Source organism: Streptomyces sp. NBC_00203, assembly GCF_045206325.1.
Classification (GTDB): domain Bacteria; phylum Actinomycetota; class Actinomycetes; order Streptomycetales; family Streptomycetaceae; genus Streptomyces; species Streptomyces lutosisoli.
Genome location: NZ_CP108126.1, coordinates 8,484,915 through 8,508,218, shown reverse-complemented (window position 1 = coordinate 8,508,218; position 23,304 = coordinate 8,484,915). Strand labels below are relative to the sequence as shown.

The following is a 23,304-nucleotide window of genomic DNA, read 5'->3' as shown; positions in this document are numbered from 1 at the left end:
CCGCCGCTACTGCTCCTCGACGGCGAGGCCGGCCACGGGCACAGCCGCTTGGGCCTGCTTCGGCTCGGCGGCCGTCGCCCTCAGGGTCTCGAAGGCGGCTGCCGTCGGGCCGGCGGGTTCGGCCTGATAGACCACCAGTTGCTGATGCGGCGCTCCATTGACCGTGAAAGCCGCGAACTTGATGTACAGGTCTCCGACCTCGGGGTGCTTGAGGTGCTTGCCTTCCTGGGACTTGCTCTTGACCTCGTGCAGCTTCCAGATCCCGGCGAATTCCTCGCTCTGGGCGGACAGTTCCGCCACGACGTCGGCGATGCGGGCCGATTCGGGATCGTGGCCGTAGGCGGCCCTGAGTTCGGCGACACAGGAGTGCGCGGCTCGCTCCCACTCCTGGTAGAACTCGCGCCCTGCCGGGTCGACGAACACCATGCGGGCGAGGTTGTCGAACCGGTCGAATCCACTGTGGAGAGCCGTGGCAAGGGAGTTGGCCGCCATGATGTCGAGGGCCGGGCCGACGACGAAGGCCGGCGTGTGCTCCCATCCGTTCATCAGCTCCAACAACTGTTGGCTGATGTCCGCCTGGCCCCAGTCGCGCGGGCGCTGTGAGGCGGTGAGGCAGAGGCGGTTGAGATGGTCGGCGGCTTCCGCATCCAGTTTCAGCGCTTGCGCCACGGCCTCGACAACCTGCGGGGAGGGGCTGTTCTCGCGCCCCTGTTCCAGCCTGATGTAGTAGTCGGAGCTGACTCCGGCGAGCATCGCGACTTCTTCTCTGCGCAGTCCCGGCACCCTACGTCGCCCGTATTCGGGCAGACCGACATCCTGCGGCTTGAGGGCCTCGCGGCGGGCTCTGAGGAAATCACCCAAAGGTGTCCCATTGCTCATGCGGCAAGACTAAATGGTTTCCAGCCGACGGGACCTGCCGGTCGCGCAATATGACACTAGGTCGCGGATCTTGAACGCGCAGTACCTTCATGTCCTGATTGGCGGGATTTTCCGGGCCTCGCGGGGTTCCTGCGGAGGTCGGGCTGCCAGGAGGCATTTCGCCGTCCGTCACATCCATGCGCCGCCTGTGGGCCCACAATCCTGGGTGTAACGCACCCACCATCAGCAGTCCATTCACGGGTCTTTTCCGCCTAGCCTCAGGAGCATGGACAACGTCACGCGCCCTGACTCGGTTGAAGGGCTGGGTCAGTTCCTCCGCTCCCGCCGGGAACGCCTCAGCCCCGCGGACGCGGGGCTGCCCAGCGCCGGCCGCCGAAGGGTACCCGGGCTGCGGCGCGACGAGGTCGCGGCGCTGACGGGTGTCAGTCTGAGCTACTACAGCCGACTTGAGCAGGGCCGTGAACTCAGCCCCTCGCTCCGGGTGCTGGAGGCCATGGCCCGAGTGCTGCGACTCGGGGAGAAGGACAAGAGGGAACTCTTCCGGCTGGCCCAGCCGGCAGCTCGCCGCCGCACGAAGTCCCCCGCCCGGGTCGAGCGGGTCCGGCCGCACCTGCGACAACTGATCGAGAGCTGGACCAGGACGCCGGCGTTCATCGTCGGCCACGCCCAGGATCTGCTGGCCACCAACGCACTGACCGACGCTCTCTACCGTGATTTCGCGCAGCATGACAACGTGCTGCGCATGCTCTTCTTGGACCCTGCGGCAAAGAGCTTCTACCGGAACGCCGAGCGGGCCAAGCATCGCGCGGTCTCCGACCTCCAGCAGACCGCCGCGCATGCCCCGGAGGATGCCCGCATCCTGGAGCTCGTCGGCGAACTGTCGGTGCGTAGCGGCGAGTTCCGCTCCCTGTGGGCGCACGAGTACACCCGGGTCCCGCCCTACGAGATCAAGCAGATGTACCACTCCGTCGTGGGAGACCTGGAGTTGCGGCACGAGGCCCTCACCATCCGCAGCGCTCCGGGACAGCAGCTCGTCATCCTCCAGGCGGAGCCGGGCTCCCCTTCCGCGGACGGTCTGGCCCTGCTGGGCTCCCTCAGCGCACCTGAAGTCCCTCGTCAGCAGAATCCTGCGGACGGCACCTGAGTCTGAGCCAGGAGATATAACCCGGGCCGCTACGTCGAATTCCTCCCGACGGTGCCCGAAATTCGGTCGAACAGGTCACCGAAATCGCCTAGCTGGATGTCAGCAGAAAGAAAATCTGCTGTCGCGCGTTTCCGCGGCCGCGTTCCAGCCAATCCCGATTTCTGGATTTCCGTCCCGCAGCACGCTGTCTGCGGACTCCGGCCAGGGCATCAAGGGTGCGCGGTTCGCCGCCGTGCGGCCCGCATCCTGCTGCCTGCGGGCCTCGGCCCACCGGAACTCACCGCCCCCTGCGTTACTTCGCCGAACGTACGTCGCGTCATCCTAGGTGTAGGACTCCCAGGAAAAGCGCAGCCTTCATAGCTACGTAGTCGACGGGCAGACTCGAATTCGTCAACAGGAATCCCCCACAAGGGGAAGCGACGAAAGAGGTTATCTCCCATGGCTACGTGGTTTGTCACAGGTGCCTCGCGCGGAATCGGTGCCGAAATCGCCCGCGCCGCCCTGGCAGGCGGAAACAATGTCGTGGTCGCCGTACGGAACCCGGAGCGTGTACCGGCCGATCTGAAGGACTCCGACCAGGTCTTCGCGGTCGCCCTGGACGTCACGGACAACGACAGCATCCCGCAGGCGGTCGAGGCCGCCGTGGAACGGTTCGGCGGTATCGACGTCCTGGTCAACAATGCCGGCCGCGGCCTGCTCGGCGCGCTGGAGGAGATCACCGACGCGGAGGCCCGCTCGCTGTTCGACCTCAACGTCTTCGGTCTGATCAACGTCACCCGTGCCGTGCTGCCCGTCATGCGCGGGCAGGGCTCGGGCCGGCTGGTGCACATCGGTTCCCGCTCGGGTTTCGAGGGCGAGCCCGGTGTCAGCCTCTACTGCGCGTCGAAGTTCGCCGTCGCCGGTATCAGCGAGGCGCTCTCCGTCGAGATGGCCCCGTTCGGGATCCAGTCGATGGTCGTCGAGCCGGGTGTCTTCCGCACCGACTTCCTCGACGCCAGCTCGCTCTCGGTGGCCGCGAACCGCATCGCCGACTACGACGACACCCCCGCCCACGTGACGCTGGACTGGATCGACAAGGCCAACCACGCCCAGCTCGGCGACCCCGTCAAGGGCGCCGCCCTCATCGTCGAGGCCGCCGCCGCCGAGAAGCTGCCCACGCACCTCTACCTCGGGCGCGACACCCTGGAGCGGCTCGACGTCAAGTACCAGCAGGTGCAGGACGACCTCGCCCCGTGGCGCCAGAAGTCCGCCGCCACCGCGCACGACGACACCGCCTGACGCACCGCGCGGGGCGCCATGGCACTCGGGTGGCCGCAGCCCTCAAGCAACCCGGCCGGGAAGGAAGAACCGGCCGGGCGGGCACCCGCACCGATCTGACTCTCCCCACCCTCCGATCAAAGAGATTGAGGTTTTGTGATGTCTGCTGCTCTGCTCACCGGCACTCCCCTGGCCGGCCGTGTCGCTGTCGTCTCCGGCGCCTCCAGCGGCATGGGTGCCGTCACCGCCGAGCGCCTCGCCGAACTGGGTGCCACCGTGGTCGTGCTGGCCAGGCGCAAGGAGCGCCTCGACAGCCTGGTCAAGAACATCGAGGCCGCCGGCGGCACCGCGCTCGCCCTGGCCGTCGACGTGACCGACCGCGCCGCCGTCCAGGCCGCCGCCGACCAGGTCGCCGCGCGCTTCGGCAAGGCCGACCTCGTGTTCAACAACGCCGGTGTCCAGCTCATCTCCGGCATCGAGGAGCTCAAGGTCGACGACTGGCAGCGCCAGATCGACCTCAACATCAGCGGCCTGATGAACGTCATCGCCGCGTTCCTCCCCCACCTGACCGACTCGGCCGCCCAGGGCGGGCCCTCCGACCTGATCAACACCTCGTCCATCGCGGCCACCCGCATCCTGGCGAAGTTCTCCATCTACTCCGGCACCAAGGCCTACATCAGCCATCTCACCCGATTGCTCCGTGTCGAACTCGGCCCCAAGATGGTCCGCGTCGCCACCATCGAACCCGGCATGGTCGACACCGAACTCCCCGACCATGTCACCGACCCCGACGCCTCCAAGCTGATGGCCGACCTCATCCACGACATCGACGTCCTCCAGAGCACCGACATCGCCGAGACCGTCGCCTTCATGGCCGCCGTCCCGCGCCACGTCAACCTCACCGAGATCACCATCCTGCCCACGGCCCAGGCCATCTGAAGTCCGTCCCGTCATGGCGGGGGAGGAACAGCCGAACGCTGTTCCTCCCCCGCCATGACGCATGGGCGGACGCGGTGGATGAAGGCGGCTGCCCTCCGGAGCTCCTCGGAGACTCCGCAGCCCGGCACAGGTGGTGTCGCGGCCGGGCACGGCCTCAGCGCGGGCACCGAGCAGGGCCGCGGCTGTCACCAAGGCAGTCGCCTGCCGAGGAACGAAAAGGAGAAGGCGACGCGGCCGTGATGAACACGACGGCGTCGCCTTGCTGAAGGGCGGTATTGCGGGTGGGCCTAGCCGGTGTGCCCACGGCGGAGCGCGGGCAGGGCCAGGAGGACGCCCAGTGCGAGCGTGGCGGCGACGACGCGCAGAATGCCGGCGAAGCCCAGGCCGGTCAGCGCGCCGGTGAGCTGCGGGCCCAGGCTGGCGCCGATGAACATGCTGCACCCGTAGAGGGCGACGGCCGCGCCGCGTGCGTGCGGGGCGCCTGCGTTGATGGTCTCGACGATGGCGGGCGCCGCTGCCGCGACGGCCGCCACGAACAACTGCAGGGCGATGGCCAGCGCCACGGTGTGACCGCCGAGGAAGGAGCCGGCCGCGACGGCGAGGGCGGCCAGCGCGAAGGCGAGGACCGCGCGCAGGGGTGCGGCCAGCCGCTGGAGTACGGGGGCGAGCACGGGAACGGCGACCAGGGCCGGCAGTGCGCTGGCCCGCAGGGCGAGGATCGCGGAGGAGTTCCCGGCGATGCCGGGCGGTCCGGCGATGGCGACCGCCGTGTAGACGGCGACGAAGGAGGACATCAGGGCCACGGTCGACAGGTAGAGGGCAACCAGTCGCGGCCGGCCGAGCAACCGTGGCATCGCCGCGAACGCCTGGCGCAGCCCGCCGCCGGAACCGTTGCGGAGGGTGGGTTGCAGCACACGGCGCACCGGTATCAGGCTCAGGGCCATGAGGGCGGCGCTGAGCCAGAAGACCGCACGCCAGCCGAGACCGGCCGCCACGGTCTGGGCGCCGATCTGCAGGAGCACGGCGGCGGCGAACATGCCGCTGGTGACGCAGGTCAGAGCGATGCCGCGGCGCTGGGGCGCGAGGTGGTGGACGACGTAGGAGAGCGCGGAGGGCGCGAAGGTCGCGGCGGTGAGTCCCTGCAGGCTGCGCAGGGCGATGGCCGTGGGGAGGTCGGGGGCGGCGCTGACCGCCAGGGTGGCTGCTGTGGCGGCCACGAGCCCGACGGTGATCACGGCGCGCGAACCGTAGCGGTCCGACAGCGGACCGGCGAGGAGGAATCCGGCGGCGTAGGCGAAGCCGAACGCCGTCGCCGTCCAGGTGGCCTGTCCTGATGTGGTGCCGAGTGCGGTGGCCATGGGGTGCAGCAGGGCCAGGACGGTGTACATCTGACCGACCATCAGGACGCCCAGCGCGGTCAGCAGGGCAATGGTCGGGGCGGCGGGTGCCCAGGAGGTCGGCTGATCCGGGGCGCTGGGCGACGCGGCTGCCGTGTTCCGGGGGGAAGTCGTGGGAGTGGGGTCGGGCATGGGAACTCCAGAAGGGGCGGCCGGTCGCCGCCCCGCGTGTCCGCGTGGCGCGATCGGCCGATGGCACCACCGGGATTCGGTGGGTGGGTGCCCCCGGCCGCAGAGGGGAGAAGCGGCCGGGGACGATGAAGGGGACTGCCCGGGCAGCGGGGCTGCCAGGCCGCCAGGTCGCTCACACAGCCGGGGTGTTCAGCACGTACTCGCGCGAGGCGTGCACCTCTCCGCGCAGGGAGGCCAGGTCGACGTCGAGGACCTGTCCGTCCCACTTGCGGGGCTCGCCGTTGATGAGGACGGCGCTGATGTTGCGGGCGTCGGAGCCCAGCACGATCGTGCCGATCGGGTCGTTGAGCGGCATGTTGTTGAGGTCCTCGGCCTGGATGACCAGCAGGTCGGCCCTCTTGCCCGGGGTGAGTGAGCCGGTGACGCCGGCCAGGCCGTTGGTGCGGGCGCCCTGGAGGGTGGCGAAGTCCAGCACGTCGTGGGTGGTGATGCGGGAGGGCTGCTGGTCGGTGCCGTAGACGGCGTTGACCGCGCGCATCCGCTGGATGGCGTGCAGGGCCCGCATCTGCGTGAACATGTCGCTGGCCAGGGCGACTTCGACGTCGATACTCAGTCCGGGGCGGATGCCGACGGACAGGGCCTCGTCGACGGCGGGGATCGCGGTCTCCAGGCCGATCTGGGCGTCGGAGGTGGGGGCGAGCGCCACGGTGGTGCCGGTCTCCCCCATCGCCTTCCACGCCTCGGGGGTCAGTCCGGTGGAGTGGATGAGGGTGACGTCGGGACTGAGGATGCCGTCCTTGGCCCAGCGCAGGACCGCTTCGGAGGAGGACGTGCCGAAAACGGCGTCCACGCTCACTCCGATACCCAACTCCTCGGCGGCACGGGCGAGTTCAGGGCCGTAGGCGAGCGCCGGTCCGGCGATCTCGTCGGTGGCCAGGGTCGCCAGGCGCAGCGTGAGCAACTGGTCGTCGCTGCTGAAGTACTGGTCCTTGATGCGGGTCAGGTCGCCGGGCCACTGCCGGTCCCACTCGCCGAAGTGCGGGCCCATGGAGGCGTGAACGCCGCGGATGCCGGTGTCCCGGAGGGCCTCGATCGCGGCGTCGGAGTGCTCGCGGGTGCGGGAGTTGTGGGAGAAGTCGAGCATGGTGGTGATGCCGCTGTCGATCGCGGTCAGGGCGGCGAGTCTGGTGCCGATGTACATGTCCTGGGGCCGGTAGACCGTGGCGTAGCCGGCCAGGGTGGCCATGACGTAGCCGCCGAGGTCGTCGACGTCCGGCATGATCCGGCGCAGTTGGGCCTCCCAGGCGTGCCGGTGGGTGTCGACGAAGCCGGGGGTGAGGATCGTGCCGGTGGCGTCGACGACCACGGCATCGCCCGCACCGAGGTCACGGCCGACGGCGGTGATCGTGTCGCCCTCGACGAGGAGGTCGCCCCCGTCGATGACACCGAGGCCGGGGTCCATGGTGACGATGGTCGCGCCGGTGAACAGGACGCGCCGCCGGTCGGCGGGCCGACGCCGGAGCTCTTCGAGCACGGCGGCGCTGGTGGTGGTGTTGACGTTCATGAGAGGTCTTCTTTCGGTACGGAGGAGAGGGACCGAAGGACGGGCTACGCGCCGGAGAGGGCCGGCAGGGTGGGCCGTACGCCGGAGAAGGCTGGGAGGGTGGTCGCCGTGGGCGGTCGGGCCTGCTCGAACACCAGCTTCGGCCGCGCCCGTCACGGCAACCGGGCCGCGGTTTCCCCAGGTGTCGCGCACCCAGGACCGGGACCCGTGAGTGCGCCGACCGGAGGGAAGATCAGCTGAGCTTCATGACGTAGCCCGCGTGGTGCAGTTCGTCGCCCTGGAACTCTCCGTATGCCCAGAAGCCGAGGTCGTCCAGGTAGTCGATCCGGTCGCCGTCGATCCAGTACCGGCCCTGGTAGGCGTGCGGGCGGCCGCCCCGGGTCTCGTCGTAGCGGCCGTCGGCGGTGAGTTCCTGGTGCAGGAAGTCGTTCCGGTCGATCCAGACGCCGACGCGCGGGCTGCCGGTCAGGTCCTCGGCGGCCGGGATGCCCGCCTCGGGCGCGGTGGCCCGGCCGGGGACGCCGCCGCCTGCCCACAGGACGGGCCGGCCGGCCGCGACGAGTGCGCGGACCTGCTCCGGCTGGGCCATGAGGGTGGCCACAGCGTTCGGCACGTCGGCGGCGAGTTCGTCGGGCAGCACCAGGAAATCGGGGGTGTTGCCCGGGGTCAGCGTCGCGACGTACTCCGAGCGGTGGCCGTGGCCGTCGGCCAGCGCGACGGTGTCCACGACGGCGGGAGTGATGGTCATGCCGGTGCAGTCGACGACGATGGCGTTGTCGTCCTGTGCCGCGGTGACGATGCCGGGGCCGACCCCCACGGTCAGGGAGCCGACGAACAGGAGGTCGGCGCCGGTCATGGTCCCGATCAGCGGATCCATAGTCAGGATGCGGGCGTTGGTGAACAGAACGGGACGCCCCTCGTCGTTCGAGAGGATCTCGTCGAGTGCCTCGGGATTCCAGCTCACGGAGTCGGTGATGGTCATGGCAAGCTCCTCAGTGGAGTCGCCTCATGGGTGTGCCCGCTGCGCGAAGTGAGCGCCGGTGCAGGTCCGAGGCGAGTGTTCGGCAGCTACCGCAGCTGCCTGACCACCAGGTTCGTCGCGCGGTGGAATCGGAACCAGGCCGCAGTGTCCCTAGGTGTCGGGCACCCAGGAAGCCCTCACCTGGGGAGACGGCGGCCTGGTTGTCACCGGTCACCGGGCGGACGGTGGAGCCATGACCAGTAACGACGTGACCCGCGCCCCGCACCCGTACGTCGGGATGTGGGTGACCGCGGACGGATTCATCCGCCAGGAACTGCTGCCGAACGGCCGCTACGACGAGGCCCGCGGCAATCGCCGGAGCGCCTACACCGGCAGCTACACCGTCACCGGCAACCACCTCGACTACGTCGACGACACCGGCTTCACCGCCACCGGCGACATCCGCGACGGCGTTCTCTTCCACGAGCACCTGGTGCTCTACCGCGAAGAGGATGAGCGCGCCCGACAGGGAACCTGACCAGCCTGGTCGTATTCGGTTGCCTTCAGCCCGGTTGGAAGAACGCGAGCATTTTCCGGCCGGCGTCCGGCGACGCCAGGATTTCCTGGATGTGCGCGGACTGCCGGCCGGCGGCGCTGGTGCGTTGGAACATCTCGCGTTCGTATTCTTTGACGGCGGCGGGAAAGTCGTCCGGTTGCGCGGCCAGCGCGAGGCCGAGCAGGGAGCCGTCGAGCAGCGCCATGTTGGCGCCCTGCCCCACCGGCGGCATCAGGTGCGCGGCATCGCCGAGCAGCGTGACGTCTGGCGTCGACGGCCAGGTCAGGCCGACCGGGAGAGTGGTGATCGACCGCGGCAGGACTGTGTCGTCGCAGGCTGCGATCAGTGCGGTGAACCGTGAGTCCCAGCCGGTGAACAGGTCGATCAGCCGCACCCGGGCGGCGGCTGGGTCGCCGAACGGGATCCCACTGGTGGCGAACCAGTCCTCGGCGCTGTCGTAGAAGCTGAGGTAGACGCGTACGCGGCCGTCGCCGTTGCGCTGCGCCGACAGGGATTGTCCGTTGCCGAGCACCCAGTAGTTGCCGCGCCCCACCATCGCCGCGAGGCCGGGGTGGGTGCGGTCGATGTCGGGGATACCGAGCTCAACGACGTTTTGGCCGGTGTGCGCCGGTCGGGCGTCGGTGAGCAGCGCGCGGACCCGGGAGTCCGCGCCGTCGGCGCCGACCAGCAGGTCGTACGTCGCACTGCTGCCGTCGGCGAAGTGCAGCAGGCCCTTGTCGGCGGATTCGACCGCGTGCCCCCAGCGCACCGTGTGTTCGGGGAGAGAGTCCAGCAGCAGATTGCGCAGATCGGCACGGTCGACCTCGGGTCGCTCGAACGGGGCGTCGTCGGGTGTGTCCTCCTGGAGCAGCAGGGTGCCGTCCGGCTCGAGAAGTCGCAGGTCCTGGCCTTCACGACGGGCAATCGCGCGGAACTGGTCGATCAGGCCCGCCTCGCGCAACGCCCGCTGCCCGGTCCCGGAGTGCAGATCAAGCATGCCGCCCTGACCGCGCGCGCCGCGCGACGATTCCCGTTCGTACACGACGGCGTCGATGCCGTTCACGTGCAGCACACGGGCAAGGGCCAGGCCGCCCAGTCCGGCTCCGACGATGGTGATGCTCATGGTCATGGTTGCCTCCGATTCGCCGTATTGCCTGCTCGCGCGAGATCGACCCGTGTGCGCGGGCCACCATCGGCGGGGCGCCGAACGCGATCCCGGACTCGCCGATCAACTCGGCCGGGAACGCGGTCAGTTGGCCGGCCTCGGCCGGCTCGGCGAGACGGGACTACCAGCGCGTGCCGGCCGGCGGCGACGGCCTGCCGGGCGCCGCGCCGCGCCTCGGTGGGCGCGGCGAACGCGCCTGTGAACGACGCCCTGGTCGCCGACGAGAACGGCGCCGGCTCGTCGTCGCTCACCACGCCCCCGTCCTCGCCTGTCCCGACGACCGGTTCCGGCGCGCTGATCAGCCCGTTCACCGGCGGAGCCGGGGCGCGAGGACCGAGCGCACGACCTTGGCCACGTTGCTCGCGGCGGATCCGTCCTCTTCTCCGGGTTCCGGTTCCAGCACACGCTGGATCTGCAGCAGCAGTTGGTTGGTCGACCGCCAGAGCGGGACGAACATGCCGGCCACCGGCCCGACGCCCTGGATCGGGCCGTTGGACAGCTCGGTGACCTTCTTGGCGATCGTGACCGTTGCCGGGTCCCGCAGGATCAGGTGCACCTCATCGTCGACCAGCCGGATTTCCATCTTGCGCGCGGCGGCCTCCTCCGGGTTCGCGTCCGTGGTCGTCTCCGGATCCAGTTCGTCGATCTTGGCGGCGACCGCGTCCGGGTCGACCCCGAGTTCGCGCAGCACCCTGGCCGCCATGCTGTTCTCCGCCCGCAGCATCGCCTCAAGCAGGTGATGGCTGCCGACCGGTGCGCCACCGGCCAGCGCGCTGGCGGCGGACACGGTGTCCTCGGTGGCGGATGTGCCGGCCGGCCATGGACCGGCCGCTACGTCCTGCGATCCCTGCGATCCGTGCGATCCCTCCGATGACGCCAGCACCGCGGCACGGATCTTGCTGATCGGATTGATCCGCTCGGCAAGTACCTTCGCGCCGACGCCCTCACCTTCACTGACCAGGGCAAGCAGGATGTGTTCCGTACCGATGTAGGTGTGGTGCAGCTGCTGTGCCTCGCGCAGGGCGAGGTCCAGCGTCTTCTTCGCGCGCGGCGCGAACGGGATATGGCCGCTCAGCTCCTGCGTGCCGGGCTTGACCACCGCGGCGATGTCGACCTGCGCCGTCGCCTTGTCGTACCCGAGCTGGTGCAGAACTTTCGCCGCCATGCTGTCCGGCGCGTCGAGCAGCCCCAACAGGATGTGCTCCGTGCCGATGTGGTTGTGCTTGAGCAGCCTCGCCTCCTCCTGAGCCGTGACGACCACCTTGCGGGCTTCCACCGTGAACCTTTCAAATGGCATGCTTCCATGGTCTCAACCATGTCAATACACTGTTATTGATAGGGTCACCGCGCTGAAGGGAGGGTGTGATGGAGACACCGTCGGACTGGGAGGACCGGCTCGCGCGCTGGCAGAACGAGCTGGAGCTGTTCGAGCAGCTGGACGAGACACCCTGGGTCACGCTGGCCAAGGCGGAAGCCGAGACCGGCGTTTCCCGCTCGGCCCTGCGGTCCTGGTACCGCAATGGCGAGATCCGGTCCCGGCTCGTGGACGGCCCGAACGGGCCGCAGCGCCTGGTCCAGCTGGACGCGGTGATCGAGCGCGCCGCCGCGTCGCCGCGCATCCAGCGCAGGGCGGAACGGGAAGTCAGCCTCGAAGCCCAGGTCACCCTGCTTCGGCACCGGGTTGACCAGCTTGAGCTGCGGCTGGCCGCGCTCGAGCGGAAGGACAACTGGTGAAGCGTCGCAATGATCCGCACCCATGCGTCCGTGCGCATCCGGCCATCTCTGGAGTTTGACGTAATCGCCGTACGAGCCACTGGCGTGCAGCGACCACCCCCCCTTTGGCGGTGCTCTTCACCCCCGGCCTCAGGGGGCGATCTTGTGCAGGCAAGCAGACAATGAGCGCGAGGGATCCTCTCGCGGCTGTGGCGGGATGTGTGGCTCTGCAGTCTGGAGGTCGTGGAGATGGGATCTGTGCGGCCATGACGGTGGGAGAACAGACTGCTGAAGTCGGCGCATGCCTTCCCGTCGAGGGCTTGGGTCGCCGCCCCGGGCCGGTGGAGCGCGCCGGTCCCGCGGAGCCGCCGAGCCTCCCGTCACCCGGCTCGCAGGACGAACTCGTGTCCGTCCGGAACATGGTGGCGCGGCTGAGCGCTGACTACCCCTCGGTCGACACGGTCACCGTCGAGGCGACGGTCAGGGCCGCGTACGACGCGTTCCACCAGGCCAGGGTCAGGGCCTACGTGCCGATCCTGGCCGAACGCCGGTCCCGGAGGGTGCTCCGTGCCGCCTGCCGCACCGCTCCCGGTCAGGCCATCGACGACAGGGCGGCCCCTTGACGCGCCGTGCTCACCCCGGACCAGTGAAGGACTGATAGGTGATGTCGGACGAGAGAGCCGAACGCATCGCGGAATTCATCGGGCCGCTACGGGTGAAACCGGGGTCGAAGGTGCGCCTGGAGCGGGATTTCGATCCTCGCTACAAGGCCGGTATGAAGAAGCGGGAGGGGATCGAGCTGCTGCGGACCGGGGTGTCGTTGCTGGCCGAGTACCAGGAGCGGCTGGCCGCCCAGGACACGTACGGGGTACTGCTCTGTCTCCAGGCACTCGACGCCGGAGGCAAGGACGGGACGATCCGCCATGTGATGAGCGGCGTCAATCCCCAGGGCGTACGGGTCAGCAGCTTCAAGGTGCCCTCCGCCGAGGAACTCGACCACGACTACCTGTGGCGCTACGGCCGGCGGTTGCCCACGCGCGGCGAGATCGCCATCTTCAATCGCTCGCACTACGAGGAGGTTCTCGTCGTACGAGTCCACCCCGAGACCCTTGCCCGGCAGAAGCTGCCGGAGAACGCGGGTGGGCGGGGCCTGTGGGACCGGCGCTACCGGGAGATCAACGACTGGGAGCGCTACCTCACGGACAACGGGTTCAAGGTGGTGAAGATCTTCCTGAACCTGTCCAAGGAGGAACAGCGCACCCGCTTCCTGAAGCGGATCGACCTGCCGGAGAAGAACTGGAAGTTCTCCGCGGCCGACGTCCGGGAGCGGCGCCGGTGGGACGACTACCAGCACGCGTTCTCCGAAATGCTGTCCGCCACGAGTACGAAGTGGGCGCCGTGGTACGTCGTTCCGGCGGACCGGAAGTGGTTCGCGCGGATCTCCGCGGCGGCGATCCTCGCGCACACTCTGATGGACATCGACCCTCAGTACCCCGACGTGGGGGAAGAGGCGCGGAAGGACCTGCTCGTCACCAAACGGGATCTGGAGCGGGAGGCCCCTGCCGGGGCGCCGGCCGATCCGTACGCCGACCGGCATCCGTCGGCCACGCGGGCCACTGGGCGGAGAGACCGGCCGAAGAAGAAGAAGCGCGGCTAGCCAGGGCCTGTCGGAGCGGCGCGCGACCGGCCCGGACGCATCCGCGGCCACGGATCGGAGGCTGAACGATGACGGTGCGTTCGAATTCCGTGGGAGAACCGCCCCGGGCTTCGGGGGACGACTGGTACACGCGCGCTCCCGAGGAGGTCGTGGCGGCGCTCGGCGTCGATCCGGCGGTCGGTCTCTCCTCGGCACGGGCCGCGGAACTGCTGACCGCGCACGGCCCGAACGCGCTGCCCGAGGAGAAGCGGACTCCGGCCTGGCGCCGGTTCCTTCAGCAGTACCGCAGTTACATGCAGATCGTCCTCGTGGCCGCGGCGGTCGTCTCGCTGCTCATCGAGGAGTGGACCACCGCGATCCTGCTGATCGCCCTGACCCTGCTGAACGCGGTCGTGGGCCTGCGCCAGGAGGGCAAGGCCGAGAGCGCGATGAACGCGCTGCAGTCGATGATGAAGGCGACGGCTCGGGTGCGCAGGGACGGGACGGAGGCCGAGATCCCCGCCGAACAGCTGGTCGTCGGCGACATCGTGCTCATCGCCGCCGGGGACCAGGTGGCGGCGGATGGACGCATCATCGAGGCCAGCGCCCTGCAGATCGACGAGTCGGCGCTCACCGGCGAGAGCGTTCCCGCCTCGAAGGACGCCGGCACGCTGCCGGGCCCCCAGCCGGCACCCGGCGACCGGACGAACATGGCGTTCATGAACACCCCGGTCACCCATGGCAGCGGCGTACTCGTCGTCACCGCGACCGGCGCCGGAACCGAAGTCGGCAAGATCTCCGGGATGCTGTCGGCCACCGAGAAGGAGGTACCGCCGCTCACCAAGGAGCTCGACACCCTGACGCTGTGGATCACGGGGGCAGCGGGCCTGACGATGATCGTGATGTTCGCCCTGGGGCGGCAACGGGACCAGGCCTGGGACGTCCTGTTCGTCAGCGCGGTCTCGCTGGCCATCGCCGCCATCCCCGAGGCCCTGCCGACCGTGACCCAGGCGATCCTGTCCGTCGGCAGCCTCAACCTGGCGCAGCGGAACGCCATCGTCAAGGAACTGCCGTCGGTCGAGACCCTGGCGTTCACGTCGGCGATCAACTCGGACAAGACCGGCACTCTGACCATGAACCAGATGACCGCCGTCGAAGTCGTGAGTCCCACGGACCGGTACACCGTCTCGGGCACCGGCTACGGGCTCGACGGGAAGATCCACCACGCCGCGGGTTCCTCCGCGGGCATCGAGGACGCGATCCTGCCGTACGTGGTGGCCAGCGACGCGAAGCTGGTGGACGGCGAGGTGGTGGGCGATCCCACCGAGGGCGCGCTGCTGGTGCTCGCGCACAAGGCCGGGCTGGACGTCGACGCCACCAGGGAGCGCCTTCCCCGGCTCGCCACGCTGCCGTTCGACCCTGGCTACAAGCTGATGGCCACCTTCAATTCAGCGGTCGACGCCTCCGGGCGGCAGGTCGTCCGCTGCTTCGTCAAGGGCGCGGTACCGGCGGTGGTGGCGCGGGCCACCACCGCGCTCGCGGCGGGCGAGACCGTCCCGTGGGACGCCGAACTGGTCGCGCGTGCCGAGGCGCAGACCGAGCGGATGGGCGGCGAGGGGCGCCGGGTGATGGCCGCGGCCACCCGTGATCTGGACCCGGCCGGCTTCGATCCGGACGGCGACCTGCTCGCGTACGTCACCGAGCTGCGGATGACCAGTCTCGTCGGCATGGTCGATCCGCCCCGCGAGGACGCGAAGGCCGCCGTGGCCGGCGCCCGGGCGGGGCACATCCGGGTCCGCATGGTGACCGGGGACGACGTCACCACCGGTGCGGCGATCGCCCGGCAGCTCGGCATCCCCGGCGAGGCGGTCCTCGGCGCCGATTTCGCCGCCATGAGCGAGGACGAGCAGCTCGCCCGCATCGACGGCATCGGTGTGGTGGGGCGCGTCGCGCCGGAGCACAAGGTGCTGCTCGCCAACACGCTCAAGAAGAAGGGCGATGTCGTGGCGATGACCGGGGACGGCGTCAACGACGCGCCCGCCATCAAGGCCGCCGACATCGGTATCGCCATGGGCAGCGGCACGGACGTGGCGAAGAACGCCGGACGCATGATCCTCTCCGACGACAAGTTCGCCACCATCGTCTACGCCGTGGAGCAGGGCCGGAGGATCTACGACAACCTCACCAAGTACATCCGGTTCGTCCTTCTCCTGCTGGTCACCTTCGTAGTGACGTTCCTCGGGGCCACCGTCTTCAACATCGCCGCCGGTGAGCCCTTCACCCCGCCGCAGGTGCTGTGGATCCACTTCGTCGTCAACGCCTCCTTCGGCTTCGCGCTCGGCTTCGACCGGGAGAGCCCCGGACTCATGCGGCGCAGGCCGCGTCCGCGAGGGGAGTCGGTGCTCACCCGGCCGGTACTGGTCACGGTCGGAATCGGCGGGCTGGCGATCACCGTCCTCCTGCTCGGACTGATCAAGCTCGGTCAGGCCCACTTCGACAGCGTCGAGACCGGTCAGTCGATCGCGTTCACCGCCTTCGCCCTGTGTCTGATCGTGGCCGCGTTCGAGTGCCGCAGCGAGACGGGTTCGGTGCTGACGACGTCCACGTTCGACAGCAGGCAGATGAACTGGGTGGCACTGGCCCAGTTCGTGCTCGCGGTGCTGGTGACCCAGCTGGACGGCTTCCGCCGCATCCTCGGGACGACCCGGATCGACGCGCGGCAGTTCGGCTGGGCGCTGCTGGCCGCCCTCGTACTTCTGCTCCTGTGGGAACTGGGCAAGCTCCTGGCCCGCCGGTCGAGAGGCACCTGATGCGACGGAAGGCCGGCCGGTGACCACCCAGCACACCAGCCACGGGCTTCTCTCCCGGTTGCGGGCCGTTCCCGGGATCCGGGCGGTGTCGTCCTACCGGCGCGAGTGGCTGGTCAAGGACCTGGTCGCGGGAGTCGTCCTGACCACGCTGCTGGTGCCGCAGGGCATGGCGTACGCCGAGTTGGCGGGTCTGCCGACCATCACCGGCCTGTACACGACGGTCCTCTGCCTGCTCGGATACGCGGTGTGCGGGCCGTCCCGGATCCTGGTGCTGGGCCCGGATTCCTCGCTGGGGCCGATGATCGCCGCCACCGTGCTGCCCCTGGTGGCGGCCGACGGGGATCCCGACCGGGCGGTCGCGCTGGCGTCGATGCTCGCGCTCATGGTGGCGGCCATCATGATCCTGGCCTCGGTGGCGAAGCTCGGCTTCATCGCCGATCTGATCTCCAAACCGACGATGATCGGCTACATGAACGGCCTGGCCCTGACCATTCTGATCGGTCAGCTGCCCAAGCTGCTCGGCTTCAAGGTCGAGGCGGACAACCTGATCGGCGAGTGCGTCGGCTTCGTACAGAAACTCGCCGACGGGGCGGCGGTGCCGGCCGCCGCCGCGGTCGGCTGCTGCGGAATCGTCCTGATCCTGGTCCTGCAGCGTTTCCTGCCGAAGGTCCCCGCGGTGCTGGCGATGGTGGTCCTGGCGATCGCCGCGGCCACCGTCTTCGACCTGGGTGAGCATGGCGTCAGCCTGGTCGGAGAACTGCCCAAGGGCTTCCCGCCGTTCACGATCCCCGACGTCCGGCTCGCCGACCTCGCACCGTTGTTCGGCGGTGCGCTGGGCATTGCCCTGGTGTCTTTGGCCGACACGATCTCCAACGCGTCGGCCTTCGCGGCCCGAACGGGGCAGGAGGTTCGCGGCAACCAGGAGATGGCGGGAGTCGGTGCCGCGAATCTGGCGGCCGGTCTCTTCCAGGGCTTCCCCGTCAGCACGAGCGGATCCCGTACGGCGGTGGCGGAGCGCGCGGGGGCCAGAAGCCAGCTCACCGGGGTCGTCGGAGCGGCGCTCATCGTCCTCATGCTCGTGCTGGCTCCGGGCCTGTTCCGCAACCTCCCCCAGCCGGCCCTTGCCGCCGTGGTCATCACCGCGTCACTCTCCCTGGCCGACGTCCCGGGGGCGGTACGGCTGTGGCGGCAGCGCCGGACGGAGTTCCTGCTGTGCCTCGCGGCCTTCGTCGGCGTGGCCCTGCTCGGCGTACTGCCCGGGATCGCCATCGCCGTGGCCCTGTCCGTCCTCAACGTCTTCCGACGCGCGTGGTGGCCGTACGACACCCTGCTGGGGCGGGTGCAGGGCCTGGAGGGCTACCACGACGTCCGCTCCTACCCACAGGCCGGGCAGCTGCCGGGCCTGGTGATCTACCGATTCGACGCCCCGCTCATCTTCGCCAACGCCAAGGCTTTCCGCGACGAGGTCAGGCGACTGGCCGGCGCGGATCCGCGGCCGAGCTGGATCGTGATCGCGGCGGAGCCCATGACCGACGTGGACACCACCGCCGCCGACGTGCTGGAGGAACTCGACGAGACGCTCAACGCGGACCACATCCACCTTGTGTTCGCCGAGCTCAAGGACCCCGTGCGGCGCAAGATCGAACGGTATGAGCTCACCCGCACCATCGACCCACGACACTTCTTCCCCACAGTGGAAGCCGCCGTCGCCGCCTTCCGTCTGCGCACCGGAGCGGAGTGGACACCCCCGGCCGCCGCCGAACAGCCCGCCCAGCCCGACCGGCACGACCGGCCTGGTCCCGATGCCGTGACTCCTCCGCCCACCGACGAGCAGTGACCGCCCTCCGGCTAACGGGAAATCCGGTGGTCCCCCGGACAACGGACCCGGGCGTGGCCGCACCCGTACCGCACGCCGTATGTCCGCCGGACCGGCACCAGCCGCTCGCTCAGGAGGCACCGCGTCCTGCCGCGACCCGCCCCATCGTCAGCGCCAGGCGCCGCACCCGGCGCCAGTCCATCGGCGGGGCGGCGCGCGGCACGCCGGGCCGGTGCCGGGGCACGCGCACGCGCAGAGCGCCGGCCGCGAGGCGACAGCGCACCGGGGTGGGCAGCATCAGGGCCTCGCCGTCGACACCGACCGGGACGAGAGGAGAGTCGGCGTCGATGACGACCTCTCGGACGGTGGCCGCGGTCAGCCCGCGGTCCTGCCCGCGCCGCAGCAGGAGTTCCGTCGCCTCGGCGGCGTTGTCGACGCCGACACAAAGCACCCCCAACTCGCCGGAGTCCAGTCGCTCTCGGCGCCCCAGTCCCGCCGAGTCGCCCCTCTCATAGGGATTGTTGCTCACCAGTACGGCCTGGGGACCGTCCATGGTCAGCGAACCGGCGCGGACACTCAGCCGCGCGCCGCTGTGGTGAGTCAGCAGATCCGGCAGCATCTCCAGGATCGTGCGGGCCTTGTCGTCGCGATAGGCGGGACTCTGCACGACCTCCGCGTACACGCCGAACGAGGCGTTGTTGATGAAGACCTGCCCCGCACTCACGTCCCCGGGCTCTCCCGGCTCTCCCGGCTCTCCCGGCTCTCCCGCATCGACGTAGCCGAGGTCGACGCGCAGTTCGACGCCGTCGGTCAGTGCTTCCAGACATCGGGAGGGATCCTGCCGGTCCAGGCCCAGATCCATGGCGAAGTGGTTGCGGGTGCCGGCGCTGATCACCATGAAGGGAAGGTCGTGCTCCACGGCCACACGGGCGACCGAGGCCTGCGTACCGTCACCACCCGCGACGCCGAGCAGGTCGGCTCCACTCCGCACGGCCCGCCGCGCCAGCTCGGCCACATCCTGCCGGTGGGCCGGATCCAGCACGACGACCTCGGCACCAAGAGCTCTGGCTCGCTCCGCCAGGTGGAACTTCTCGACCTTTCCGCCGCCGGAGAGCGGATTCATGATCAGGAACGGTCGCTCGGCCCGGTCGACGGAGCGCTCCGGCATGCTGGGCGAGGTGTCCTCGACAAGTGCGGCCCTGCCTGCGGAAACGGCCAGCGCCCAGAGACCGAGCGAGACCAGCACCACCCACAGCAGCCCGGCAGACGTGTACAGAAGCAGGACGCCGAGCGGCGCGGCGACCACCAGCAGCACAGCCAGCACCCTGATCCAGCCGGTGTGGGTGAGCAACCACCACACGCCGACCGCCGTGAGCGCCAGTCCTGCCCAGCCCACCGCCATGAGCACGAGGCTTCCGAGCCCGGCGAAGACCACCAGTACCAGGAGCGCCGCCGCGCCCGCCGCCAGGGCCAGACGCGCGGTCCAGCGCCTGCTCATGGGACAACCTCCCGCCGCTCCACCGGCTGCCGGGCAGGAATCCCGGGCACTGCGTACCGGGCGAGCCGGCTCACTGTGGACAGGAACGTCCGCAGGGATCTACTTCAGGGTACGAGCGGTGCCCCTGCGCGGCATGTCCACAGTGCCCCGGACGGCAGTGAGAGCCGGGCCTTCGGACCGTGGCCCCGGAGGAAAGCCCTGAGCCCCGGAACAGGCATGCACCGTGTGTCGCCCCGCGTCCTGATCACCGACGGCCTGCTGCTCGTCGCGGGCGCGCTGCTCTCCCTGCTCGGCGTCGACACCTGGACCTCCTTCGCCTCTGCGGCCTGGGCGGCTGACTCTGCTCGGCCTGGGCATGGGCTTCGTCATGACCCCCATGACGGCCACGGCCGTCTCCTCCGTGCCGCTCCGTCTCGCGGCGATGGCCGCGGCCGGTAACAACGCGTTCCGCCAGGTCGGCGGCGCACTGGACCCGCCGATCCTGGGCGCCCTGCTCACCACCAGGGCCGTCGACACCCTGCCCGGCCACCTCGCGGACGCCGGGGTCGGCCCCGCGGCGCGGGAGCGCATGGTGGCGGCCGCGGACTCGGGTGGGCTGGGCGCGGTCGCGCAGCTGGACCTGGGTGCCGCCACCGGACGCGCTGGGCGCCCTGGGTGATGCCTTCCTCGACGGCATGTGCCTGTGCCTGATCGTGGCGGCGGCTCTCCCGCTCCTGGCCGCCCTGGTCTCCGCGGTCCTGCTGCGCCGGCCACGGCACACTCCCTCCGCTCCGGCAGCAGCTTCCAGCGCCGTCGGGCCCGGGCACCCGGCCGGCGCGGACGCGGCACACAGCGAGGCACGGCTGCCGTCCGGACCGGGGCGTGGCTGACGACGAGCCGGCCCTCTACGCGGCGGCTCTCTCCCACTCCGCCGCGTAGAGGGTGTTGCGCATCAGCATCGCGATCGTCATCGGGCCGACGCCGCCGGGTACGGGGGTGATGCAGCCGGCGATGCCTTCCAGTTCGGCCGCGCGGACGTCGCCGGTGAGGCCTGCTTCCGTTCGGTGCATGCCCACGTCGATGACGGCGGCGCCGGGTTTGATGTGCTCGGGGCCGATGAGTCCCCCTACTCCGGTGGCGGCCACGACGATGTCGGCCGGCCGGGTCACGGCCGCGAGGTCGGTGGTGAACTCGTGGGCCACGGTCACGGTCGCACCGCGCCGCAGCAGCAGCTGGGCCAGGGGACGTCCGACCAGTTCGCCCCAGCCGACCACGGCCGCCGTCGCTCCCTCGATGGGGATGCCCTCCGCGTCGAGGAGTTCGATGACGCCGAGGGGTGTGCACGGGCGCAGTCCGTGCACACCGCGGGCGAGCAGTCCGGCGCTGGCCGTGGTCAGACCGTCCACGTCCTTGGTGACGGGGATACGGTCGATCAGCGCGGGCGCGTCGAGCCGGCCGGGCAGCGGCAGTTGCAGCAGGATGCCCGAGACGGCCGGGTCGGCCGCCAACTCGTCGATCACGGCCGCGACTTCCTCCTGCGTGGCCTGCGCCGGCAGCGCGCGGTGGAAGTCGCGCATCCCCGCTTCCCCGATGGCACGCCGTTTGGCGGCGACGTACACGGCGCTCGCCGGGTCGTCGCCGACGAGGATGGTGGCGAGGCCCGGCACCCGCCCCGAGGCACCGGCCGCCGCGACGTCCTCGGCGACCTTCGACCGGATCTGCTGGGCGAGCTTTCTGCCGTCGATGCGTGTGGTCATGGTGCTGAATCCGTCTCTTGCGTGGAGGAGCCGGGCGAGCCGAGGACCGCGATCCCGCACCGGACGGTTTCCCCGTCGATTTCCCTGTCGATGGAACGGGTCCTCGCTACGCGAAGACGATGGTGTGGTTGCCGTTGCGGATGACGCGGTCCTCGGCGTGCCAGAGCACGGCGCGGGAGAGCACGGCACGTTCGACGTCCGCGCCGCGCCGCTGAAGGTCGGCGGCGGTGTCGGCATGGCTGACGCGTACGACGTCCTGCTCGATGATCGGGCCCTCGTCGAGGTTCTCGGTGACGTAGTGGGCTGTGGCGCCCACCAGTTTCACGCCGCGTTCCTTGGCCTTGGCGTAGGGCCCGGCGCCGATGAAGGCGGGCAGGAAGGAGTGGTGGATGTTGATGACGGGGACGCCGAGGTCCTCGATGAAGCCGGCGGAGAGGATCTGCATGTAGCGGGCCAGGACGACGAAGTCCACGTTGCCCTTCAGCAGCCGCAGGTGTTCCGCCTCGGCCGCCGACTTGTCCGGGCCCTGGCAGGGCACGTGGAAGAAGGGGATGCCGAATCCGCGTACCTCCTCGGCCGTGTCCGGGTGGTTGGAGATCACCATGGAGATGCTGACGGGCAGCTGACCGCGCCGGTGGCGCCACAGCAGGTCCAGCAGACAGTGGTCGGACTTCGACGCGAAGACCGCCACGCGCTGGGGCACCGACAGGTCGCGCAGCGTGCAGGTCAGCCCGTAGCCGTCGGCCAGACGCTTGCGCAGGTCCTCCTCGATGGCGGGAAGGACCGCGGGAAGGTTGTCGAGGCTGAAGACGGTGCGCTGGAAGAAGGCGCCGCCCTGCGGATTGTCGGAGTACTGGTCGAGGGAGACGATGTTCGCTCCGTGTCCGCCGAGCACCGAGGCGACGGCGGCGACGATGCCGGTGCGGTCCTCTCCCTGGACGATCAGCGATGCCTGCTGGCCGGGGCGCCGGCGCGGCTCGGGGCGTGCGGGGGCCTCGTGGGTGAGCGTCATGTCAGGCTCCCTTCCTGAACCGGGCGACCCACTCCGAGGTGGTCCTGAGCCCGCCGAACGTGTAGAAGTGCAGCTTCACCTCGCCGTGCCGCCCCGGGTCGTAGTGGGAGGCCAGGGTGTGGAGGAACCGGTCGGGACCGGCCGTGCCGATGAGGTTGGTCAGGGAGAAGCCGTACTTCTTGGCGATGGCGGCGCTGGTCCCCACGCCGAAGCGCGCGGCGTACGTCATCAGGCGGCGCACGCCTGCCGGGCCGGGAACGCCGATCCTGATCGGCAGGCCGATGCCCCGTCGGCGTACGTCCTCGATCCAGGCGAGGACGGGGTCGGCGTCGAAGCCGAACTGGGTGATGACGCTGCCGCTCAACTCCCCCTGCGCCAGGTCCGTGTGCTTGTCCTCCAGGGCCGACCACAGCGCCCGGTCCGGAATGGCGGGGTGGCCCTCGGGGTACCCGCTGATGCCGACATGGCGCACCCCGTACTCCTGAAGCAGCCCGGTGCGGATGACGGACAACGCGTCCTCGTACGGGCCCTCGGGGCGGGCGGGGTCGCCACCGACGACGAAGACGTTCTCCCCGGTGCCGTCGGCCCGCAGACCGGCGAGGAACTTCTCGAGGTCCGCCTGCGAGGCGAGACGGCGGGCGGACAGATGCGGTACGGGGACGAAGCCGAGCCGCTTGACCGCGCGGGCGGCATCCAGGCGCATCCGCAGGTCCTCGTTGCCGAGGAAGGTGACGTTGACGCGTGTGCCCTGGGGGATGGTGTCGCTGGCTTCCTGGAGTTTCGGGACGTCCTTGCCCGTCATCTCCAGGGAGAAGTCCTCCAACAGCGATGTGCCCACCGCTGCCGGGACCGTGGAACCGGGGTTCATCGTGCTCCTCTTCGACGTCTTGTTCTGCGGTGCGCCACCGATGGGGGGCACCGTGCGGGCCGTCACGAGCGGGCAGCCGTACGATGCGGGCGCCCGGGCTCGTGACGGGGCCGCGGTGGCGGGGTGTGCGCCGGGTCCGGAGGCCGTCGGCCGGACGGCCGGAGCGGGCGCCGCCGGGCGGCGCACCGCGATCCGGCCGCTGTGTCCTTGTCCGGCGCTGT

Annotated in this window: 21 protein-coding genes; 11 read left to right on the top strand and 10 right to left on the bottom strand. The window is 70.0% G+C overall.

The window, feature by feature from the left end:
- Nucleotides 1-6 precede the first annotated feature (6 nt).
- Nucleotides 7-879, bottom strand: coding sequence for a helix-turn-helix transcriptional regulator (locus OG975_RS37775; RefSeq protein ID WP_406333968.1), 873 nt, complete (start codon nucleotides 877-879; stop codon nucleotides 7-9).
- A 265-nt stretch (nucleotides 880-1,144) separates the two neighbouring features.
- Here OG975_RS37775 and OG975_RS37770 point away from each other — a divergent pair, with 265 nt between their 5' ends.
- The 3 genes from OG975_RS37770 to OG975_RS37760 all read left to right on the top strand — a co-directional run bounded on the left by OG975_RS37770 (nucleotide 1,145) and on the right by OG975_RS37760 (nucleotide 4,219).
- A complete protein-coding gene (locus OG975_RS37770) occupies nucleotides 1,145-2,023 on the top strand; it encodes a helix-turn-helix transcriptional regulator (RefSeq protein ID WP_406333966.1) in 879 nt (292 codons plus the stop codon).
- A 438-nt stretch (nucleotides 2,024-2,461) separates the two neighbouring features.
- Nucleotides 2,462-3,301 (top strand): SDR family NAD(P)-dependent oxidoreductase, encoded by an 840-nt coding sequence (locus tag OG975_RS37765; RefSeq protein ID WP_406333965.1) that lies wholly within the window; start codon nucleotides 2,462-2,464, stop codon nucleotides 3,299-3,301.
- A gap of 135 nt (nucleotides 3,302-3,436) precedes the next feature.
- Nucleotides 3,437-4,219, top strand: coding sequence for an SDR family oxidoreductase (locus tag OG975_RS37760; RefSeq protein WP_406333964.1), 783 nt, complete (start codon nucleotides 3,437-3,439; stop codon nucleotides 4,217-4,219).
- A 287-nt stretch (nucleotides 4,220-4,506) separates the two neighbouring features.
- Here OG975_RS37760 and OG975_RS37755 read toward each other — a convergent pair whose 3' ends face one another.
- The 3 genes from OG975_RS37755 to OG975_RS37745 form a co-directional block, all read right to left on the bottom strand.
- The gene (locus tag OG975_RS37755; RefSeq protein ID WP_406333963.1) at nucleotides 4,507-5,748 is read right to left on the bottom strand and encodes an MFS transporter; all 1,242 of its coding nucleotides are present in this window, start codon (nucleotides 5,746-5,748) and stop codon (nucleotides 4,507-4,509) included.
- A gap of 172 nt (nucleotides 5,749-5,920) precedes the next feature.
- Nucleotides 5,921-7,312, bottom strand: coding sequence for an amidohydrolase family protein (locus OG975_RS37750; protein WP_406333961.1), 1,392 nt, complete (start codon nucleotides 7,310-7,312; stop codon nucleotides 5,921-5,923).
- A gap of 232 nt (nucleotides 7,313-7,544) precedes the next feature.
- A complete protein-coding gene (locus OG975_RS37745) occupies nucleotides 7,545-8,294 on the bottom strand; it encodes an Atu4866 domain-containing protein (RefSeq protein ID WP_406333960.1) in 750 nt (249 codons plus the stop codon).
- 232 nt (nucleotides 8,295-8,526) lie between these two features.
- Between OG975_RS37745 and OG975_RS37740 the strand changes: the two genes are divergently transcribed.
- Nucleotides 8,527-8,811: an Atu4866 domain-containing protein gene (locus OG975_RS37740; RefSeq protein WP_406333959.1), complete on the top strand. Its 285-nt coding sequence runs from the start codon at nucleotides 8,527-8,529 to the stop codon at nucleotides 8,809-8,811.
- A 25-nt stretch (nucleotides 8,812-8,836) separates the two neighbouring features.
- Here the strand turns inward: OG975_RS37740 and OG975_RS37735 are convergent, their stop codons facing one another.
- Complete coding sequence (locus OG975_RS37735) at nucleotides 8,837-9,952, bottom strand: FAD-dependent oxidoreductase (protein ID WP_406336647.1); 1,116 nt, start codon at nucleotides 9,950-9,952, stop codon at nucleotides 8,837-8,839.
- 349 nt (nucleotides 9,953-10,301) lie between these two features.
- Complete coding sequence (locus OG975_RS37730) at nucleotides 10,302-11,291, bottom strand: Clp protease N-terminal domain-containing protein (RefSeq protein WP_406333958.1); 990 nt, start codon at nucleotides 11,289-11,291, stop codon at nucleotides 10,302-10,304.
- Between the two features lie 68 nt (nucleotides 11,292-11,359).
- Between OG975_RS37730 and OG975_RS37725 the strand changes: the two genes are divergently transcribed.
- From OG975_RS37725 to OG975_RS37705, 5 genes are all read left to right on the top strand, one after another.
- Nucleotides 11,360-11,728 (top strand): excisionase, encoded by a 369-nt coding sequence (locus OG975_RS37725; RefSeq protein ID WP_327432806.1) that lies wholly within the window; start codon nucleotides 11,360-11,362, stop codon nucleotides 11,726-11,728.
- Nucleotides 11,729-12,111: 383 nt separating this feature from the next.
- Nucleotides 12,112-12,330 (top strand): three-helix bundle dimerization domain-containing protein, encoded by a 219-nt coding sequence (locus OG975_RS37720; RefSeq protein ID WP_406333957.1) that lies wholly within the window; start codon nucleotides 12,112-12,114, stop codon nucleotides 12,328-12,330.
- Nucleotides 12,331-12,371: 41 nt separating this feature from the next.
- On the top strand, nucleotides 12,372-13,364 hold the full coding sequence (locus OG975_RS37715; protein WP_406333956.1) for a polyphosphate kinase 2 family protein: 993 nt from the start codon (nucleotides 12,372-12,374) through the stop codon (nucleotides 13,362-13,364).
- A 68-nt stretch (nucleotides 13,365-13,432) separates the two neighbouring features.
- Complete coding sequence (locus OG975_RS37710; RefSeq protein WP_406333955.1) at nucleotides 13,433-16,153, top strand: cation-translocating P-type ATPase; 2,721 nt, start codon at nucleotides 13,433-13,435, stop codon at nucleotides 16,151-16,153.
- A 19-nt stretch (nucleotides 16,154-16,172) separates the two neighbouring features.
- Entirely contained in the window at nucleotides 16,173-17,990 is a 1,818-nt protein-coding gene (locus OG975_RS37705; RefSeq protein ID WP_406333954.1) for a SulP family inorganic anion transporter, read from the top strand.
- Between the two features lie 109 nt (nucleotides 17,991-18,099).
- On the opposite strand, the gene OG975_RS37700 is transcribed toward OG975_RS37705, so the two are convergent.
- Entirely contained in the window at nucleotides 18,100-19,467 is a 1,368-nt protein-coding gene (locus tag OG975_RS37700; protein ID WP_406333952.1) for a diacylglycerol/lipid kinase family protein, read from the bottom strand.
- Nucleotides 19,468-19,834: 367 nt separating this feature from the next.
- Between OG975_RS37700 and OG975_RS37695 the strand changes: the two genes are divergently transcribed.
- Together OG975_RS37695 and OG975_RS37690 are read left to right on the top strand one after the other, a co-directional pair.
- On the top strand, nucleotides 19,835-20,125 hold the full coding sequence (locus OG975_RS37695; protein ID WP_406333951.1) for a hypothetical protein: 291 nt from the start codon (nucleotides 19,835-19,837) through the stop codon (nucleotides 20,123-20,125).
- Nucleotides 20,091-20,336 (top strand): hypothetical protein, encoded by a 246-nt coding sequence (locus OG975_RS37690; protein WP_406333949.1) that lies wholly within the window; start codon nucleotides 20,091-20,093, stop codon nucleotides 20,334-20,336. The genes OG975_RS37695 and OG975_RS37690 overlap by 35 nt, the downstream gene beginning before the upstream one ends.
- 15 nt (nucleotides 20,337-20,351) lie before the next feature.
- On the opposite strand, the gene OG975_RS37685 is transcribed toward OG975_RS37690, so the two are convergent.
- From OG975_RS37685 to OG975_RS37675, 3 genes are all read right to left on the bottom strand, one after another.
- Nucleotides 20,352-21,203: a bifunctional 5,10-methylenetetrahydrofolate dehydrogenase/5,10-methenyltetrahydrofolate cyclohydrolase gene (locus OG975_RS37685; protein WP_406333948.1), complete on the bottom strand. Its 852-nt coding sequence runs from the start codon at nucleotides 21,201-21,203 to the stop codon at nucleotides 20,352-20,354.
- A gap of 106 nt (nucleotides 21,204-21,309) precedes the next feature.
- Nucleotides 21,310-22,215 (bottom strand): formyltetrahydrofolate deformylase, encoded by a 906-nt coding sequence (gene purU, locus OG975_RS37680; RefSeq protein ID WP_381257528.1) that lies wholly within the window; start codon nucleotides 22,213-22,215, stop codon nucleotides 21,310-21,312.
- A gap of 1 nt (nucleotide 22,216) precedes the next feature.
- On the bottom strand, nucleotides 22,217-23,083 hold the full coding sequence (locus tag OG975_RS37675; RefSeq protein WP_406333946.1) for a methylenetetrahydrofolate reductase: 867 nt from the start codon (nucleotides 23,081-23,083) through the stop codon (nucleotides 22,217-22,219).
- Nucleotides 23,084-23,304 lie beyond the last annotated feature (221 nt).

Coding starts and splice junctions, on each gene's coding strand:
- OG975_RS37745 (WP_406333960.1), bottom strand. CDS start 8,294: ATGACCATCACCGACTCCGTGAGCTGGAATCCCGAGGCACTCGACGAG.
- OG975_RS37750 (WP_406333961.1), bottom strand. CDS start 7,312: ATGAACGTCAACACCACCACCAGCGCCGCCGTGCTCGAAGAGCTCCGG.
- OG975_RS37695 (WP_406333951.1), top strand. CDS start 19,835: ATGACCCCCATGACGGCCACGGCCGTCTCCTCCGTGCCGCTCCGTCTC.
- OG975_RS37740 (WP_406333959.1), top strand. CDS start 8,527: ATGACCAGTAACGACGTGACCCGCGCCCCGCACCCGTACGTCGGGATG.
- OG975_RS37755 (WP_406333963.1), bottom strand. CDS start 5,748: ATGCCCGACCCCACTCCCACGACTTCCCCCCGGAACACGGCAGCCGCG.
- OG975_RS37715 (WP_406333956.1), top strand. CDS start 12,372: ATGTCGGACGAGAGAGCCGAACGCATCGCGGAATTCATCGGGCCGCTA.
- OG975_RS37775 (WP_406333968.1), bottom strand. CDS start 879: ATGAGCAATGGGACACCTTTGGGTGATTTCCTCAGAGCCCGCCGCGAG.
- OG975_RS37730 (WP_406333958.1), bottom strand. CDS start 11,291: ATGCCATTTGAAAGGTTCACGGTGGAAGCCCGCAAGGTGGTCGTCACG.
- OG975_RS37735 (WP_406336647.1), bottom strand. CDS start 9,952: ATGAGCATCACCATCGTCGGAGCCGGACTGGGCGGCCTGGCCCTTGCC.
- OG975_RS37765 (WP_406333965.1), top strand. CDS start 2,462: ATGGCTACGTGGTTTGTCACAGGTGCCTCGCGCGGAATCGGTGCCGAA.
- OG975_RS37685 (WP_406333948.1), bottom strand. CDS start 21,203: ATGACCACACGCATCGACGGCAGAAAGCTCGCCCAGCAGATCCGGTCG.
- OG975_RS37700 (WP_406333952.1), bottom strand. CDS start 19,467: ATGAGCAGGCGCTGGACCGCGCGTCTGGCCCTGGCGGCGGGCGCGGCG.
- OG975_RS37710 (WP_406333955.1), top strand. CDS start 13,433: ATGACGGTGCGTTCGAATTCCGTGGGAGAACCGCCCCGGGCTTCGGGG.
- OG975_RS37725 (WP_327432806.1), top strand. CDS start 11,360: ATGGAGACACCGTCGGACTGGGAGGACCGGCTCGCGCGCTGGCAGAAC.
- OG975_RS37675 (WP_406333946.1), bottom strand. CDS start 23,083: ATGAACCCCGGTTCCACGGTCCCGGCAGCGGTGGGCACATCGCTGTTG.
- OG975_RS37770 (WP_406333966.1), top strand. CDS start 1,145: ATGGACAACGTCACGCGCCCTGACTCGGTTGAAGGGCTGGGTCAGTTC.
- purU (WP_381257528.1), bottom strand. CDS start 22,215: ATGACGCTCACCCACGAGGCCCCCGCACGCCCCGAGCCGCGCCGGCGC.